Genomic DNA, 15,590 nt, shown 5'->3' with positions numbered 1-15,590 from the left:
CCCCGGGCCCGTAGGGCCCGCATCACGGGGCCGGCCGTACGCTGAGCCTCATGAGTGACCGCGAGAGACTGCTGGACGAGATCAAGAACAAGGGCATCGTGCACGGCCGGGTCGTACTGTCCTCCGGCAAGGAGGCCGACTGGTACGTCGACCTGCGCCGCATCACCCTGGACGGCGTGGCGGCGCCACTGGTGGGCCGCGTGATGCTGGACCTCACCGAGGACCTGGACTACGAGGCGGTCGGCGGTCTCACGCTGGGCGCCGACCCGGTGGCGACGTCGATGCTGCACGCCGCGGCGGCCCGTGGCCGCACGCTCGACGCGTTCGTGGTGCGCAAGGCGGGCAAGGCCCACGGCCTGCAGCGCAGGATCGAGGGTCCGGACGTCGCCGGACGCCGGGTGCTCGCGGTGGAGGACACCACGACGACGGGCGGGTCCGTGCTCACCGCCGTGGAGGCGTTGCGCGAGGCCGGTGCGCAGGTCGTCGGCATCGCGACGATCGTGCACCGGGGCGGCGACGAGGCGCTGGCCGCGACCGGCGTGCCGTACCGCTCCGCCTTTTCGCTCACTGATCTGGGGATCGCCTCACACTGAACGCCTGCCGCTCGCCGGCCGGCCCGGGGGACCTGGCGGTTCCGTTCTCGAAGACCTGGACCGTGCTCGCGTCGTCGAGGACGACGTCGAGTTCGGGCTGGAAGTAGGACGCCTCCTCGCCCCGGGCCAGGTCCCGGTCGATGAGCACGTCGCCGCCGGGCACCCGGACGAACACGGGACACCGGTCGGCCCGGCAGACCACGCGGACGGTGGGCACGCGGGGCGTGGCGGACGCGGCGGAAGGCTCGGCGGAGGGCCGCGCCGACGGGGTGGAGGATGCGCCCGCGGCGGCCTCCTCCGAGCCGAACGTGGACAGCAGCGCTCTCGCGCCGACCACGATGACGGCGAGCAGCAGCACGACCACCAGACCGACCAGCGCCAGCCTGGCGATGCCGAGGGGATCAGACCTGTGGCGTCCCACATTCGGGAGGGTAGCGGGTGTGAGGCATATCTCAGTACTGACCGGTCACTTCTTGTGCGGCAGCACTTTCCCGCAGGTCATCCGCCGACTCCCCCGTAGGCACTCGCCCACGGCCGGAGCGTCCCACCGGCGGCTTACCGGGGGGCGTGGTGGCGGCCCTTGGGGACGGCGGAGGCGGCCCGGCGATTTTTCATGACCTCGCGCACAATCGGGATCACCGACAGAAGGACCACGACGAAGACCCCCGGAAGGATGTACTTGTCGATGCCCTCGACCTTGCTGCCGAGGAAATAGCCGAGCAGGAGCAGGGCCTCGACCCAGACGACACCGCCGAGGACGTTCCAGACGAAGAAGCGGCGCGCGTCCATCTCCAGCACGCCGGCGACAGGGTTCATGAAGGTGCGGACGATCGGCATGAACCGCGCGGCGACCACGGCCTTCGCCGGGCCGAACTTCTCGAAGTAGAACTCCGCCTTCTCGACGTGCTCCCTCTTGAACAGCCGGGAGTCCGGCTTGTCGAACATCTTCCTGCCGACCTTGGCCCCCAGGAAGTGGCCCAGCTGCGCCCCCGCGATCGCCGCCAGCGGCGCTCCGATCAGCAGGGTGGGCAGTGACAGAGGCGCGATCCCGAATCCCTGTGCGGCGGCGGCCGTGCTGAAAATTCCAGCGGTCACCAACAGCGAGTCACCGGGCAGGAAGAACCCGACGAGCAGCCCCGTCTCGGCGAATACGATGGCGATGACGCCGATCGTCGCGAAGGCGCCGAGCATGCTCAGCCACCACTTCGGGTCAAGAAGGTCCAAGAGCACGTCCACGGGGCGAGCCTACCTGTCCCGGATGAGATGAGACTGAGAAGCGGCAGGGCTGTGGAAAACCGTGAATCGCGGAATCACCGCGTCTTTCCCGGCGGCCCCACATACCCGGCTTTCCCGATCGGCCCGGGCTTCGGGATACTTGCCACGCCGCATACCGTCAGAAGGAGATGACTTCGCATGCCTATCGCGACTCCAGAGGTCTACGCCGAGATGCTCGACCGCGCCAAAGCGGGCGGCTTCGCGTACCCGGCGATCAACGTGACCTCGTCGCAGACCCTGCACGCCGCGCTGCGCGGCTTCGCGGAGGCGGAAAGTGACGGGATCATCCAGGTGTCGACCGGTGGCGCGGAGTTCCTCTCCGGCACCACCGTGAAGGACATGGTCACCGGGTCGGTGGCGTTCGCCGAGTTCGCCCGTGTGGTCGCCGAGAAGTACCCGGTGACGGTGGCGCTGCACACCGACCACTGCCCGAAGGACAAGCTCGGCTCGTTCGTCCGCCCGCTGCTGGAGATCTCCGCCGAGCGCGTCGCGCGCGGCCAGGACCCGCTGTTCCAGTCGCACATGTGGGACGGCTCCGCCGTGCCGCTCGACGAGAACCTCCAGATCGCCAGCGAGCTGCTCGACAAGACCGCCGCCGCCAAGGTCGTCCTCGAGATCGAGATCGGCGTGGTCGGCGGTGAGGAGGACGGCATCGTCGGCGAGATCAACGAGAAGCTCTACACGACGCCGGAGGACGCGCTGGCCGTCGCCGAGACCCTCGGCCTGGGCGAGCGCGGCCGCTACATCGTCGCCGCCACCTTCGGCAACGTCCACGGCGTCTACAAGCCGGGCCACGTCAAGCTGCGCCCGAGCGTGCTCAAGGAGATCCAGGACGCCGTCGGCGCCAAGTACGGCAAGGAGAAGCCGTTCTCGCTGGTCTTCCACGGCGGCTCCGGCTCCGCCCTTGAGGAGATCCACGAGTCGATCTCGTACGGCGTGGTGAAGATGAACATCGACACCGACACGCAGTACGCCTTCACCCGCCCGATCGTGGACCACGTGTTCCGCAACTACGACGGCGTGCTGAAGGTCGACGGCGAGGTCGGCAACAAGAAGGCCTACGACCCGCGTGCGTACGGTAAGGCGGCCGAGGCCGGCATGGCCGCGCGCGTGGCCGAGGCGTGCCAGCAGCTCAAGTCCGCGGGCACCAAGATCAAGTAAGGGAACGGCCCGGCGGGAAACCGGAAGATCCATTCTTGTATCGATCTTCTGTTCCCGCCGGGACGCCCATACCCCTGCGGCTCCTGGACAGGTAAGACTGTGCCCATGGAATCGCACGAGAACCTCCTTGCCGGCCCGCCGCCCACCTTGCTGCCGGACAACCCCGAGGCGCGGCAGATGCTCGAGTCGGGCGCCAAGGCGGCAGACGTGGCCGCCCGCTTCCCCGCCTACTCGGCGGCCTGGGCCGCTCTCGCCGACGACTACTTCGCCGCGGGTCACGCCGTCACCTCGTACGCGTTCGCGCGCACCGGTTACCACCGGGGTCTCGACCAGCTGCGCCGCGCGGGCTGGAAGGGGCACGGGCCGATCCCGTGGGAGCACGAGCCGAACCAGGGGTTCCTGCGCTGCCTGAACGCCCTCGCCCGGGCGGCCCAGGCGATCGGCGAGAAGGACGAGGCCGAGCGCTGCGCCCAGTTCCTGCGCGACAGCAGCCAGGCCGCCGCGGAGGCGCTCACCGCGAACTCCTGAACGACCTCCAGGACGAACTGCCTGAACGGAGCCGTTACACACGGAGCCGTTACACGGGGTCGTACGCGGACGGCCGGGCCCGTCTCGGGACTTAAGACTCCGTTCACCGTCGGCATGCCCCTCAGGTAGTCTCTGTGTGCAAGAGGCCCCTGCCGCGCTTGCGTCAGGGGCTTTCGTCTTGGTGCGGGAGTTGAACCATGCCGGCTGTCGTTCTCGTTGGCGCCCAGTGGGGCGATGAGGGCAAGGGGAAGGCCACCGACCTGCTGGGCGGTGACGTCGACTACGTCGTGCGTTACCAGGGCGGCAACAACGCGGGCCACACCGTCGTCATCGGCGACCAGAAGTACGCGTTGCACCTGCTGCCGACCGGTGTGCTCTCACCCGACGTGGTGCCGGTGATCGGCAACGGCGTGGTCATCGACCCGGGCGTGCTGCTCAGCGAGATCGACGGGCTGGCCGAGCGCGGCATCTCCTGCGACCGGCTGCTGATCTCGGCCAACGCGCACCTGATCATGCCCCAGCACAAGGCCATCGACAAGGTCAGCGAGCGTTTCCTCGGCAAGGCCAAGATCGGCACGACCGGCCGCGGCATCGGCCCGGCGTACGGCGACAAGATCTACCGCATGGGCATCCGGGTCCAGGACCTGCTCGACCCCGGCATCCTCGGCAAGAAGATCGAGGCCGCGGTGGGCGAGAAGAACCAGATCCTCACCAAGATCTACAACCGCCGTGGGCTCGACCCGGCGAAGGTGCTGGAGGAGTACCTCGGCTACGCCGAGCGGCTGCGCCCCCACATCGCCGACACCTCGCTGGTGCTCTCGCAGGCGCTCGACCAGGACAAGGTCGTGCTGCTCGAGGGCGGGCAGGGCACGCTGCTCGACATCGACCACGGCACCTACCCCTTCGTGACCTCCAGCTCCCCCACCTCGGGCGGCGCCTGCGCCGGTTCCGGCATCCCGCCGACCCGCCTGACCAGGATCATCGGCATCCTGAAGGCGTACACCACGCGCGTGGGGTCGGGGCCGTTCCCGACCGAGCTGCTGGACGAGCAGGGCGACTGGCTGCGCCAGACCGGCGGCGAGTACGGCGTGACCACCGGCCGCAACCGCCGCTGCGGCTGGTTCGACGCGGTCATCGCGCGGTACGCCACCCGGATCAACGGCGTGACCGACTTCTTCCTGACCAAGCTCGACGTGCTGTCCGGGCTGGAGCGGATCCCGGTCTGCGTGGCGTACGACGTGGACGGCGTCCGCCACGACGAGATCCCGATGACGCAGACCGACTTCCACCACGCCACGCCGATCTACGAGGAGCTGCCGGGCTGGCAGGAGGACATCACCAGCGCCAAGACGTTCGAGGACCTGCCGCCGAACGCGCAGGCGTACGTCAGGGCGCTGGAGGAGATGAGCGGCGCCCCGATCTCCGCCATCGGCGTCGGCCCGGGCCGCACGCAGACCATTCAGATTCGCTCCCTCATCTGAGGACCATCCAGATCCGTCCCCTCATCTGATGATTCGTGGCGTACGCGCCCGGAACCGGAGGGTTCCGGGCCGCGGACGGGCGAGGCGGTAAGGTACGCCGCTGTGCATGGATACGTTGAGCTGCACGGACACCGTGGAGCGCGGGGCCTGAGGCCCGAGAACACCCTGCCCGGCCTGGCCTTCGCGCTGGAGCTGGGGGTCGACGCACTCGAGTTCGACGTCGCCATGTCCGCGGACGGGCAGCTCGTGCTCACTCACGACCTGCACGTGTCCGCGGTGACCAGCGCCGACACGGGCATGGCCGTTCCCGGGGACGAGATGTTCCCCTACGTCGGCAAGCCGATCATCGCGCTCACGCTGCCGCAGCTGCGCACCCTCGACGTCGGCGTACGGCTGCCCGAGCGGCCGGACGACCGCTTCGCGCTCACGCAGGTGCCGCTGCCGGACACCCGGATGCCGACGCTCGGCGCGGTGCTCGGCCTGATCGGCGCCCTCGGCGCCGACCACGTGCGCCTCCACGTCGAGCTGAAGTCCGATCCCACCCGTCCCGACCTGTGCGCCGACCCCCGCCGCTTCGTGGAGGAGGTCGTCAACGAGCTCGACCGGCACGACCGGTTGTCGAGGGCGGCCCTGCTCAGCTTCGACTGGCGGATCCTGGAGATCGCCAGGCCGCTGGTCGAGCGGCGGTACGCCCTGGTCGAGCGCGACACGATGACCCCCGCCTGGATGAACGGCATCCGCCTCGGCGAGGCCGGCGGCGACCTCGCGGCGGCGGCAGCGGCGGTGGGGGCGACGACACTGTCCCCCGACCGCGTGCTCGTCGACGAGGCGCTGATGACCGGGGCGGCCCGGCAGGGCCTGCCGGTCGTGGTGTGGACGGTCAACGAGCCCGACGAGGCAGCCCGGCTGATCGACATGGGCGTGGCCGGCATCGTCACCGACTACCCCGACCGCATGCGCCGTCTCTGGAAGGCCCGCGGCCTGCCGCTGCCCGACCCGGTGACCCCACTCCGGCCGGTCGGAGCCTGACGCACATGGGAGGAGCCCCGCCTGCGGCAAGAGGCGGGGCTCCAGGGTCACCCACAAGAATGGCTTTCACAGCCGATTACCAGCCAAGCCCATCGGACCGTGCCCGTCAAGTAGCTGAGCGTCACCCGGCCCAGCGTGTCGCCGTCACACAGCCCGTACGGGCTCACTCCTCCACGGACAGCGCGCCGGACGGACAGAGCTGCACGGCCCTGTTCACGGCGGGCGCGAGGTCGGCCGAGGGCTCGGCGTCGAGCACCACGACCGTCCCGTCGTCCTCGCTCTGATCGAACACCTGGGGCAGCGTGAGCACGCACATCCCCGCGCCGATACACCGTCCGGTGTCCGCCTTGATCTTCATCGTTCCCCCAGCGACTTTCCTCACCACAGCACCGGCAGGCGGTGCACACCGTAGATCGCCATATTGGACCGCAACGGTACCTCCCGCGCGGGCACGGCCAGGCGCAGGTTGGGGAAGCGGCGCAGCAGCGCGGGATAGGCGATGCGCATCTCGATCCTGGCGAGCTGCTGGCCCAGGCACTGGTGGATGCCGTGCCCGAAGCTCAGGTGCCCGTGCGCCGGCCGGGTCACGTCGAGGGCGTCGCCGCCCTCGAACCGCTCGGGATCCCGGTTCGCCGCCCCGACGGACATCGTCACCGACTCGCCGGCCCTGATCAGGGCGCCGCCGACCTCCACGTCCTCCAGGGCCGTACGGGTCGGCCCGATGTGCACGATGCTGAGGTAGCGCAGCAGTTCCTCCACCGCGTTCTCGACGGCGGCCGGGTCGTCCCGTACGACGGCGAGCTGGTCCGGGTTCGTCAGCAGCGCGAACGTGCCGAGGCCGAGCATGTTGGCGGTCGTCTCGTGCCCCGCGATGAGCAGCAGCAGCCCGATGCCGCCGATCTCCTCGGTCGTCAGTTCCCCGCCCGCGACCAGGCCGCTCAGTATGTCGTCGGCGGGTTCCTCCGCCTTCATCGTGACGAGACCGTGCAGGTAGGAGTACAGGTCCTGCACAGCCGCCCGGACGTCCTCTATCGAGGAGTCCAGGTTCAGCAGCACCGCCGAGTCGCGCTGGAACTTCTCCCGGTCCTCGTACGGCACGCCGAGCAGTTCGCAGATCACCAGGGAGGGGATGGGCAGCGCGAAGGACTCGACGAGGTCGGCGGGGGCGCCCTCGCGCTCCATGGCGTCGAGGCGGCTCTCGGTGATCTCCTGGATCCTCGGTTCGAGCGTCTTCATCCGCCGCACGGTGAACTGCCCGGTCAGGAGGCGGCGGTAGCGGGTGTGCGCGGGGGGATCCATGCGGATGAAGAACCCCGGTGTCAGCGGCTCACGGCGGAACTCCCCGCGCTGGGGGATCGGCGAGTGCAGCAGTTCGGGGCGGCTGCTGAAGCGGTTGTCGGCCAGGATGGCGCGCGACTCCGCGTACCCCGTCACCAGCCAGCCCTCGTGCCCGTCCGCGTACGTCATCCGCTGGATCGGCGCCTCAGCGCGGCGACGTGCCAGTTCGTCCGGCGGATCGAAGGCACGTTCCCGAGTGAGAGGATAAGTTGCCAGCCGGGGTGTCGCCTCTGTCATGACACGCTCCTGCGAGAGTGGAAACGGTCGATGTGTCGAGCGGCCCGCTCCCCCCACCTAACAACATCATCTGACATATCGCAATGACTGATTGCTCATGATTGCGGTCACGAAGCGTACGCATCCGGATCCCGCCGGCCGAACGGATGCCATGGTTGTCAGCCCGTCGTCCAAGGCCGGAGCTTGTCGGGGTTGAGTACCGCCCAGATGTGCGTGATCCGGTCGCCTGCGACGTCGAACGCCATCACCGACACGGTGACGCCGTCCTGCCGGCCCACCAGACCGGGCTGGCCGTTGACCGTGCACTCCAGAATCGTCACGCCGGGCACCGCCCTGGCCCGGTCCGCGAAGAAGCGCGCGATCTGCTCGGCGCCTTCGACCGGACGAAGCGCGGCGCCGACGAGTCCGCCGCCGTCGCCGGTCGCCGTGGCGTCGGGGGCGAGGAGGCCGATGAGGGCGTCGATGTCCTTGGCTTCCCACGCCTGTTTGAATTCCCTCACGATGCCGGCACGCCGGGCCGCCGGGGTCGCGGGGACCCGTGAGTCGCGGATGCGGCGGCGGGCCGATGAGGCCAGCTGGCGGCATGCCGCCGGGGTGCGGCCGACGATCTCGGCCACCTCGGCGAAGGAGTAGCGGAAGACGTCGTGCAGGATGAACGCGACGCGCTCGGCCGGGGTCATCGAGTCGAGCACGACGAGGAAGGCCATGTTGACGGATTCGTCGAGGGTGACCCGGTCGGCCGGATCGACCGTGGCACCGCCCGGCCGCCCGTCGATCCACTCCGCGGGCTCGGGCAGCGGCTCCGGGATCCATTCGCCCACGTAGCGCTCCCGCCGGGCCCGCGCCGAGCCGAGCAGGTCCAGGCAGATGCGACTGGCGACCGTCGTCAGCCAGCCGCCGGGGGACCCGACGGCATCCTGCCGCTGCCGCGGCATGGCGTACCAGCGGGCGTAGGTCTCCTGCACGACGTCCTCGGCATCGGCCAGGGAGCCGAGGAGCCGGTACGCGAGGTTGATCAACCGGCGCCGCTCGCTCATGATCACGCTCAGGCTGGGGTCGGGCCGGCCGTGTCCCGGCCCGGATGGGTTGGTCATGGTGTCGCCGGCTCCCTTGGTCGCATCCGTCCTCACTCGGTTCGACGAGACATCCCACCGAAGTGTGAGGTCGCGGCGTCGCCTCACATTCCGACGGGGTGTGTCGTCCTACCGCTGAGACCGACCCTGAGGAAGGAAACCGATCATGGAACCCGTCAACGTCGCGATCGTCTACTACAGTGCCACCGGCACCGTGCACGCCTTGGCGCAGGCCGCCGTCGAGGGCGCGGAGAAGGCCGGCGCACACGTGAGACTGCGCAAGGTCGCGGAGACGGCCCCGCCGGAAGTCGTCGGCTCCAGGCCGGAGTGGGTCGCGCACCTCCGGGACACCGCCGACGTCGCCGAGGCCGGCCTCGACGACCTGGAGTGGGCCGACGCGGTGCTGTTCGGCACCCCCAGCCGCTTCGGCAACCCGGCCGGCCAGCTCAGGGCGTTCATCGACACCACCGGCCCCCTGTGGTACCAGGGCAAGCTCGCGGACAAGGTGTACTCGGCCTTCACCGCCTCCAACACCGCCCACGGCGGACAGGAATCCACCCTCCTGGCGCTGGGGAACACGTTCTACCACTGGGGCGGCATCATCGTGCCTCCCGGCTACACCGACCCCATCCAGTTCCAGTCAGGCAATCCGTACGGCACCTCGCACGTGGCCGGTGACGGTGCACCCGGCGAGGTGTCCCTGCAGGCGGCCCGTCATCAGGCCCGCCGCGTCGTCGACACCGCGGCCTTGCTGAAGGCCGGTCGCGCCGCCTGATCGGGCACACGCGCGTCCTGGCGAGCAGGAGACGCCCGCCGGGACGCACGTGGGGCGGCGTCCCGGGGGAAGGGCGGTCAGAGCCAGCCGTTGCGGCGGAAGGCGCGGTGCAGGAGCGTGCAGGCGACGACCATGACGCCGATCACGACGGGGTAGCCGTAAACGGACTTGAGCTCGGGCATGTGGTCGAAGTTCATGCCGTAGATGCCGGCGATCATCGTGGGGACCGAGATGATCGCCACCCAGGAGGAGATCTTGCGCATGTCCTCGTTCGCGAGGGCGTTGGAGCGGGCCAGCGCAGCCTGGAGGATCGAGTCGGACAGCTCGTTGGACGCCTGGACCTGCTCGCACACGCGGGACAGGTGGTCTCCGACGTCGCGGAAGTACTCACGCATCTCGGAGGGGATGCTGCGCCGCTGGGGAAGGGCGTTGAAGGGGGTCTGGAGCGGTCCGACGGCCCGCTTGAGCTCCAGCATCTCGCGCTTGAGCTGGTAGATCCTGTTGATGTCGCGGGAGCTGACCTCGGCGAAGACGGCCGCCTCGACCTCTTCGAGCTCGGCCTGCATGAGGTCGGCGACCTGCAGGTACTTGTCCACGACGTGGTCGGCGATGGCGTGGAGGACACCCGTGGGACCGCGGCCGATCAGCTTCGGCTTCGACTCCAGCTTCTCGCGGACGTCGCCGAGCGGACAGTGCCGCCCGTGCCGTACGGTCACGACGAAGTCGGGCCCGACGAACACCATGATCTCGCCGGTGCCGATGATCTCGCTGCTCGCCGCCGACACCTCGTGGTCGAGGAACGCGACGGTCTTGAGCACCACGAACAGCGAGTCGCCGTAGCGCTCGACCTTGGGCCGCTGGTGGGCCTTGATGGCGTCCTCGACGGCGAGCGGGTGCAGGCCGAACACGTCGGCGAGCCACTCGACCTCGGGCGCGGCGGGCTCGTGCAGCCCGACCCAGACGTACGCGTCGGGCACCTCGTTGGCCTCGTTGTGCTCCCGGACCAGGCGCACGGCCTCGGGAATGCCTCCGGCGTCGACCTTCTTGCCGCCGATGTACGCGCCGAACTCGACGAGGGAGTTGCTCGGCGGCACGCAGCGGACGACCGGATCGGCGTTCACCGGCGCGGCGCCGAGGTGCGTGGACATGACGCGGGTGTGCCTGTTGATGCGGGGAAAGAGCAGAGAGGAGCGCATGGCGGTCCCTTCCCGCCCGAGCCGGCACGCTCTACGCGCGACGTGATGTCACCCCTTCATACAGGCGTGAGCTGCCCCTCGGGCTTCAGTTTCGGAGTGGTCGGGAATGCGCACGACGTACGTGCGCGAGCACGTACTGACGGGATCACCAGAATTCATCCCAGACCACCTCCAATCGCCACGAGACAGCGCGAAGCCTATCTAACCTACCACACGGCCGTTGGACACCTGTTCCAGGGTACCCGCGTCAAGTGCCACCGATCATGCACTTCTTGCCAAAAACAGCCCGAACAAACTGGCCATCGCTGTGTATCCCCGCTTAAAACGGGGCAGGCGTCGTCCGCATCCACCCGGGCGCCATACCTGAGACCGGAAGGCGGCCGACCACTGCGACAATGGTCGGGTGCGCGTACTTGTCATCGGTTCCGGGGGTCGCGAGCACGCTCTGTGCCGGGCCCTGCGGCTCGACCCCGCCGTCGAAGAAGTCCACTGCGCCCCCGGCAACGCCGGGATCGCGGAAGTGGCCACTCTGCACCAGGTCACACCGACCGACGGCGCGGCGGTGACGGCGCTCGCCGAGCGGCTGGGCGCCGGCCTCGTCGTGATCGGCCCCGAGGCGCCGCTGGTCGCCGGCGTCGCCGACGCCGTCAGGGCCGCCGGGATCGCCTGCTTCGGCCCGTCGGCGGAGGCGGCGCGGATCGAGGGGTCCAAGGCCTTCGCGAAGGACGTGATGACCGCCGCCGGGGTGCCGACCGCGCGCGCGTACACCTGCACGACGGAGGAGGAGGCCACGGCGGCGCTCGACGCGTTCGGCCCGCCGTACGTCGTGAAGGACGACGGCCTGGCCGCGGGCAAGGGCGTGGTCGTGACCGACAGCCGCGAGGAGGCCCTGGAGCACGCCGGGGCGTGCGGGCGGGTCGTCATCGAGGAGTACCTCGCCGGTCCCGAGGTGTCGCTGTTCGCGCTGTGCGACGGGACGGACGCGGTGGCGCTGCAGCCGGCCCAGGACTTCAAGCGGGCCTACGACGGCGACAAGGGCCCCAACACCGGCGGCATGGGGGCCTACACCCCGCTGCCGTGGGCGCCGGAGGACCTGTCCGAGCGGGTGATGGCCGAGATCGTGCGCCCGACCGTGGCGGAGATGGCGCGGCGCGGCACGCCGTACACGGGAGTGCTGTACGCCGGGCTGGCGCTGACCGCGGACGGCCCCCGGGTGATCGAGTTCAACGCGCGGTTCGGCGACCCGGAGACCCAGGTCGTGCTCGACCGGCTGGAGACCCCCCTGGGAGAACTGCTGCTCGCGTGCGCGACCGGCACGCTCGCCGGGCACCCGCCGCTGCGGTGGCGTGACGGGGCCGCCGTGACCGTGGTGCTCGCCGCGGAGAACTACCCGGCCGACCCGGTGAAGGGCGACCCGATCGCGGGGCTCCCGGTGACGGTCGAGGGCGCGTACGTGCTGCACGCGGGCACGACGCTGGACGAGGACAACCGGCTCGTGTCGAACGGCGGGCGGGTGCTCAACGTGGTCGGCACGGGCGCCGACGTCGCCCAGGCCAGGGCCCGGGCCTACGAGGCGCTGGAGCAGATCACCCTGCGCGGCTCCCACCACCGCTCCGACATCGCCCTGACCGCCGCCTCCTCCTGACGCTCGGCTCTCCCCGTGCGCTCCCCCTGCTTCGGGCGCACGGGAGAGCTGGGAAGATGGAACGGTGAAGCACCTGCACTCCGGTAAGGTACGCGACCTCTACGAGACCCCCGACGGGCTGCTGCTGATGGTCGCGTCCGACCGCATCTCGGCCTTCGACTACGTGCTCGAACCCGGCATCCCCGACAAGGGGGAGATCCTCACCCGGCTGTCGCTGTGGTGGTTCGAGCAGCTCAAGGACGTCGTCCCCAACCACGTGGTCTCGACCGACGTCCCGGCGGAGTTCGCCGGTCGCGGAGTGCTGTGCCGCAGACTGCGGATGGTGCCGGTGGAGTGCGTGGCCCGCGGCTACCTCACCGGCTCCGGGCTCGTGGACTACCGCAGGGAGGGCGTCGTCTCCGGCGTACGGCTCCCTGAAGGGCTCACCGACGGGTCCCGGCTGCCCGAACCGATCTTCACCCCGTCGTCCAAGGCCCCCATGGGCGAGCACGACGAGCCCATGACGTACGAGGAGGTCGCGGCGGAGGTGGGCGAGGACGTGGCCGAGCGGCTGCGCCGGATCACCCTCGACGTCTACAGCCGCGGGGCCGAGATCGCTTTGGAACGTGGCATCATCCTGGCCGACACGAAGATCGAGCTGGGCTGGGACGCCGACGGCGTGCTGACGCTCGGCGACGAAGTGCTGACGCCCGACTCCTCCCGCTTCTGGCCGCTGGACCAATGGGAGCCGGGCCGCTCCCAGCCGTCGTTCGACAAGCAGTTCGTCAGGGACTGGCTGCTGTCCCCCGAGTCGGGCTGGGACAGGTCGTCGGGTGAGGCGCCCCCGCCGCTGCCCGACGAGATCGTCGAGCGCACCCGCAGCCGCTACGTCGAGGCGTACGAGCGGCTCACCGGCGAGCGCTTCCGCGGCTGAATCACACAGGTCACACAAGTAGTCTCAAGTGACCCGTTCCCCCATTCGTTCTGGGGGTAGTTCCTCCCCGAAGCTCCCGGGACAGCGGCTACTCTAGGCCGATCGTCCTCGCCGACGACTCGGCTGCCGGCTGACGGGAGTCCCCCACCCTTCCCCCGAAATAGGAGTCGAATTCATGGTCCGTTACCGCGTGCGCGGTGGCAACGTACTGCGTGGAACCGCCTTCATCCAGGGCGCGAAGAACGCCGTACTGCCCATGATCGGGGCGGCGCTGCTCGCGGCCGAGGGCCGCACGGTGCTCCGCAACGTGCCCGTCATCGAGGACGTGCGCCGGGCGGTGGAACTCGCCCAGGCCGTCGGCGCGAAGGTGGAGTTCCACGAGAGCGAGCGGACGCTCGTCATCGACGCCTCCCGCCTGACCAGCCCGGTCCTGCCCGCGGAGATCGCCCGCCGGTTCCGGGGATCGGTGCTGTTCGTCCCCGCGCTGCTCCACCGCCTCGGTGAGGCGATCATCGAGGGCATCGGCGGATGCAACCTCGGCAGCCGCAACCTCGACTTCCACTACCTGGGCTACAAGCGCCTGGGCGCGATGGTGGACGAGGGCGAGGCCGTCATCCACATCAAGGCCGGCGGCCTTGTCGGCGCTCCGCTGTACCTCGACACCCCGTCGCACACCGGCACCGAGAACCTGATCATGGCGGCCTCGCTGGCGCGGGGCACCACCGTCATCGAGAACGCCGCCCTCGAACCCGAGGTGCTCGACGTCATCACGATGCTGACCCGGATGGGCGCGCGCATTCGCGGCGGCGGCACGGGCTTCATCACGGTCGAGGGCGTGGACGAGCTGACCGCGGTCGAGCACACGGTCATGCCCGACCGGCTCGACGCGGGCGTGTTCGCCATGGCCGCGGCGATCACCGGAGGCGAGGTCAGCCTGGTCGGCGCCTCCCTGGAGCACCTCGGCGTGGTCCGGTGGAAGCTGGAGCAGATGGGCGTCGAGTTCGAGAACCACGGCGCGGTGCTCCAGGTCCGCCGCAACCGCCCGCTGCGCCCGATCAACGTCATCACCGACACCTACCCCGGCTTCGCGACCGACCTGCAGTCGCCGCTGATGACCGTGGCCTGCCTCGCGGAGGGCTCCAGCTACATCCACGAGCGCATCTTCGACGGCCGCTTCGCGCTCGCGGGCGAGCTGAACAAGATGGGGGCGAACGTCGAGGTCGAGGGCAGCCGGGCGGTCGTGCACGGTCCGACGCCGCTGCACGGCACCGAGGTGACGGCGCACGACCTGCGGTCGGGAATCGCACTCGTGCTCGCCGGTCTCGCGGCGGAGGGCGAGACCACGATCGGGTCCGGATATCTCATCGACCGCGGTCACGCCGCGCTCGCACAGCGTATGCAGGCCCTTGGTGCAGATGTGGTGCGTGAAATTTCCACTTCGGACGAGGGCTGAGTCCGGAAACCTTTACTAATGCCCTGACCAGCGGGGACCTTCCGATTTACGGAACCGCCGAGACCACCCAGAATGGTATTCCGGCAAATCTGGGCGTGACATTACGGCCTTAACCAGCGATCGTTCCAAAGAGAAGCCACAACAACGAGGGCGACGTGGGATGGGACGAACATTGGTCGAGCGCACGGAAGACACTCCGCGCGGGTCACGTCTGGGCACGGTGACACCCGACCTCACCATCGGAGTGGTGGGGTCGCACGATCTGGTCGAGCGGGTGATGCTCATGGGGCACTCGGCTGCCCCGGTGCCCTGCCGGCTGGTCGCCGCCGCGTACCGGGACGAGCAGGAGGCGGCGGACAAGGTGACCCGGCTCGGTCCGGGTGTGGACGCGTGCCTGTTCGCGAGTCCGGTGCCTTTCGAGCTCGCCCGGCGGGCCGGCGTGCTGACGATGCCCGCCACGCACGTGCAGCTCGGCGGGGCCGCGCTCGTGGCGGCGATCGCGCGGGCAGCGCTGGACGAGCGGATCGATCCGCGCCGGGTGAGCCTCGACGTGCTCGGCCGGCCGGACATCGACGAGGCGTACAGCGACCTCAACCTCTCCTCGGGCGAGGTGCACAGCCGTGACGAGCCGGGCCCGGTCGGTACGATCACGGCCTTCCACGAGCGGCTGTTCCGCCAGGGGGCCACGACGGGCGCGCTCACGTGCGTCCAGGGCGTGGCCGACCGGCTGAGCGCCGCCGGGGTGCCGGTGGTGCCGATCCGGCCGACCTCCGCGGCCGTCCGTACGGCACTGCACACGGCGGCGCTGCTCGGCGCCCGGCACCGGCTGGAGGAGTCGCAGCTCACGGTCGTGCTGGTCGAGGTGCCGACGCTGCGCGAGCCGGTACGGCGGG

At 69.9% G+C, this 15,590-nt stretch carries 15 protein-coding genes and 1 pseudogene; 10 read left to right on the top strand and 6 right to left on the bottom strand.

From position 1 onward, the window contains the following. Nucleotides 1–50 precede the first annotated feature (50 nt). The gene (pyrE, locus tag Msi02_RS15705) at nt 51–593 is read left to right on the top strand and encodes an orotate phosphoribosyltransferase (protein ID WP_079314585.1); all 543 of its coding nucleotides are present in this window, start codon (nt 51–53) and stop codon (nt 591–593) included. Here the strand turns inward: pyrE and Msi02_RS15700 are convergent. Together Msi02_RS15700 and Msi02_RS15695 are read right to left on the bottom strand one after the other, a co-directional pair. Then, the gene (locus Msi02_RS15700; RefSeq protein WP_204049036.1) at nt 565–1,014 is read right to left on the bottom strand and encodes a hypothetical protein; all 450 of its coding nucleotides are present in this window, start codon (nt 1,012–1,014) and stop codon (nt 565–567) included. The genes pyrE and Msi02_RS15700 overlap by 29 nt on opposite strands. A gap of 134 nt (nt 1,015–1,148) precedes the next feature. Beyond that, nucleotides 1,149–1,829, bottom strand: coding sequence for a DedA family protein (locus Msi02_RS15695; RefSeq protein WP_239108439.1), 681 nt, complete (start codon nt 1,827–1,829; stop codon nt 1,149–1,151). 177 nt (nt 1,830–2,006) lie between these two features. Between Msi02_RS15695 and fbaA the strand changes: the two genes are divergently transcribed. The 4 genes from fbaA (at nt 2,007) to Msi02_RS15675 (ending at nt 6,067) form a co-directional block, all read left to right on the top strand. Further along, a complete protein-coding gene (gene fbaA / locus Msi02_RS15690) occupies nt 2,007–3,029 on the top strand; it encodes a class II fructose-bisphosphate aldolase (RefSeq protein ID WP_079314587.1) in 1,023 nt (340 codons plus the stop codon). A 105-nt stretch (nt 3,030–3,134) separates the two neighbouring features. Beyond that, nucleotides 3,135–3,557 carry a DUF3151 domain-containing protein gene (locus Msi02_RS15685; protein ID WP_079314588.1) on the top strand — a complete coding sequence of 141 codons (423 nt, stop codon included), beginning with the start codon at nt 3,135–3,137 and terminating at the stop codon, nt 3,555–3,557. Nucleotides 3,558–3,754: 197 nt separating this feature from the next. Next, nucleotides 3,755–5,038 carry an adenylosuccinate synthase gene (locus Msi02_RS15680; RefSeq protein ID WP_079314589.1) on the top strand — a complete coding sequence of 428 codons (1,284 nt, stop codon included), beginning with the start codon at nt 3,755–3,757 and terminating at the stop codon, nt 5,036–5,038. A gap of 102 nt (nt 5,039–5,140) precedes the next feature. After that, nucleotides 5,141–6,067 (top strand): glycerophosphodiester phosphodiesterase family protein, encoded by a 927-nt coding sequence (locus Msi02_RS15675; protein WP_204049035.1) that lies wholly within the window; start codon nt 5,141–5,143, stop codon nt 6,065–6,067. 163 nt (nt 6,068–6,230) lie between these two features. On the opposite strand, the gene Msi02_RS15670 is transcribed toward Msi02_RS15675, so the two are convergent. From Msi02_RS15670 to sigJ, 3 genes are all read right to left on the bottom strand, one after another. Continuing rightward, nucleotides 6,231–6,425 (bottom strand): ferredoxin, encoded by a 195-nt coding sequence (locus tag Msi02_RS15670; RefSeq protein ID WP_142561826.1) that lies wholly within the window; start codon nt 6,423–6,425, stop codon nt 6,231–6,233. Nucleotides 6,426–6,445: 20 nt separating this feature from the next. Continuing rightward, nucleotides 6,446–7,642, bottom strand: coding sequence for a cytochrome P450 (locus Msi02_RS15665; protein WP_079314592.1), 1,197 nt, complete (start codon nt 7,640–7,642; stop codon nt 6,446–6,448). Between the two features lie 158 nt (nt 7,643–7,800). Beyond that, on the bottom strand, nt 7,801–8,736 hold the full coding sequence (gene sigJ, locus Msi02_RS15660) for an RNA polymerase sigma factor SigJ (protein WP_204049034.1): 936 nt from the start codon (nt 8,734–8,736) through the stop codon (nt 7,801–7,803). Nucleotides 8,737–8,881: 145 nt separating this feature from the next. Here sigJ and wrbA point away from each other — a divergent pair, with 145 nt between their 5' ends. After that, entirely contained in the window at nt 8,882–9,490 is a 609-nt protein-coding gene (wrbA, locus tag Msi02_RS15655; protein ID WP_204049033.1) for an NAD(P)H:quinone oxidoreductase, read from the top strand. A 77-nt stretch (nt 9,491–9,567) separates the two neighbouring features. Here wrbA and corA read toward each other — a convergent pair whose 3' ends face one another. Continuing rightward, entirely contained in the window at nt 9,568–10,686 is a 1,119-nt protein-coding gene (corA, locus tag Msi02_RS15650) for a magnesium/cobalt transporter CorA (protein WP_204049032.1), read from the bottom strand. A 403-nt stretch (nt 10,687–11,089) separates the two neighbouring features. On the opposite strand from corA, the gene purD reads away from it, so the two are divergent. From purD to Msi02_RS15630, 4 genes and pseudogenes are all read left to right on the top strand, one after another. Continuing rightward, nucleotides 11,090–12,331: a phosphoribosylamine--glycine ligase gene (gene purD, locus Msi02_RS15645; RefSeq protein ID WP_204049031.1), complete on the top strand. Its 1,242-nt coding sequence runs from the start codon at nt 11,090–11,092 to the stop codon at nt 12,329–12,331. Between the two features lie 64 nt (nt 12,332–12,395). Further along, a complete protein-coding gene (locus tag Msi02_RS15640; protein ID WP_079314598.1) occupies nt 12,396–13,244 on the top strand; it encodes a phosphoribosylaminoimidazolesuccinocarboxamide synthase in 849 nt (282 codons plus the stop codon). A gap of 175 nt (nt 13,245–13,419) precedes the next feature. Beyond that, nucleotides 13,420–14,697, top strand: a complete 1,278-nt coding sequence (gene murA / locus Msi02_RS15635) for a UDP-N-acetylglucosamine 1-carboxyvinyltransferase (RefSeq protein ID WP_079314599.1) — start codon at nt 13,420–13,422, stop codon at nt 14,695–14,697. Between the two features lie 262 nt (nt 14,698–14,959). Then, nucleotides 14,960–15,590: pseudogene (locus tag Msi02_RS15630) on the top strand (transcriptional regulator); the annotation flags it as partial.

The organism is Microbispora siamensis, assembly GCF_016863095.1.
GTDB lineage: Bacteria > Actinomycetota > Actinomycetes > Streptosporangiales > Streptosporangiaceae > Microbispora > Microbispora siamensis.
This window is presented reverse-complemented; position numbering and strand designations above follow the sequence as displayed.

Excerpts from the sequence above, each read along its gene's own strand:
- pyrE (WP_079314585.1), top strand. The coding sequence starts at position 51 with ATGAGTGACCGCGAGAGACTGCTGGACGAGATCAAGAACAAGGGCATC.
- fbaA (WP_079314587.1), top strand. The coding sequence starts at position 2,007 with ATGCCTATCGCGACTCCAGAGGTCTACGCCGAGATGCTCGACCGCGCC.
- Msi02_RS15685 (WP_079314588.1), top strand. The coding sequence starts at position 3,135 with ATGGAATCGCACGAGAACCTCCTTGCCGGCCCGCCGCCCACCTTGCTG.
- Msi02_RS15680 (WP_079314589.1), top strand. The coding sequence starts at position 3,755 with ATGCCGGCTGTCGTTCTCGTTGGCGCCCAGTGGGGCGATGAGGGCAAG.
- Msi02_RS15670 (WP_142561826.1), bottom strand. The coding sequence starts at position 6,425 with ATGAAGATCAAGGCGGACACCGGACGGTGTATCGGCGCGGGGATGTGC.
- Msi02_RS15665 (WP_079314592.1), bottom strand. The coding sequence starts at position 7,642 with ATGACAGAGGCGACACCCCGGCTGGCAACTTATCCTCTCACTCGGGAA.
- sigJ (WP_204049034.1), bottom strand. The coding sequence starts at position 8,736 with ATGACCAACCCATCCGGGCCGGGACACGGCCGGCCCGACCCCAGCCTG.
- wrbA (WP_204049033.1), top strand. The coding sequence starts at position 8,882 with ATGGAACCCGTCAACGTCGCGATCGTCTACTACAGTGCCACCGGCACC.
- corA (WP_204049032.1), bottom strand. The coding sequence starts at position 10,686 with ATGCGCTCCTCTCTGCTCTTTCCCCGCATCAACAGGCACACCCGCGTC.
- murA (WP_079314599.1), top strand. The coding sequence starts at position 13,420 with ATGGTCCGTTACCGCGTGCGCGGTGGCAACGTACTGCGTGGAACCGCC.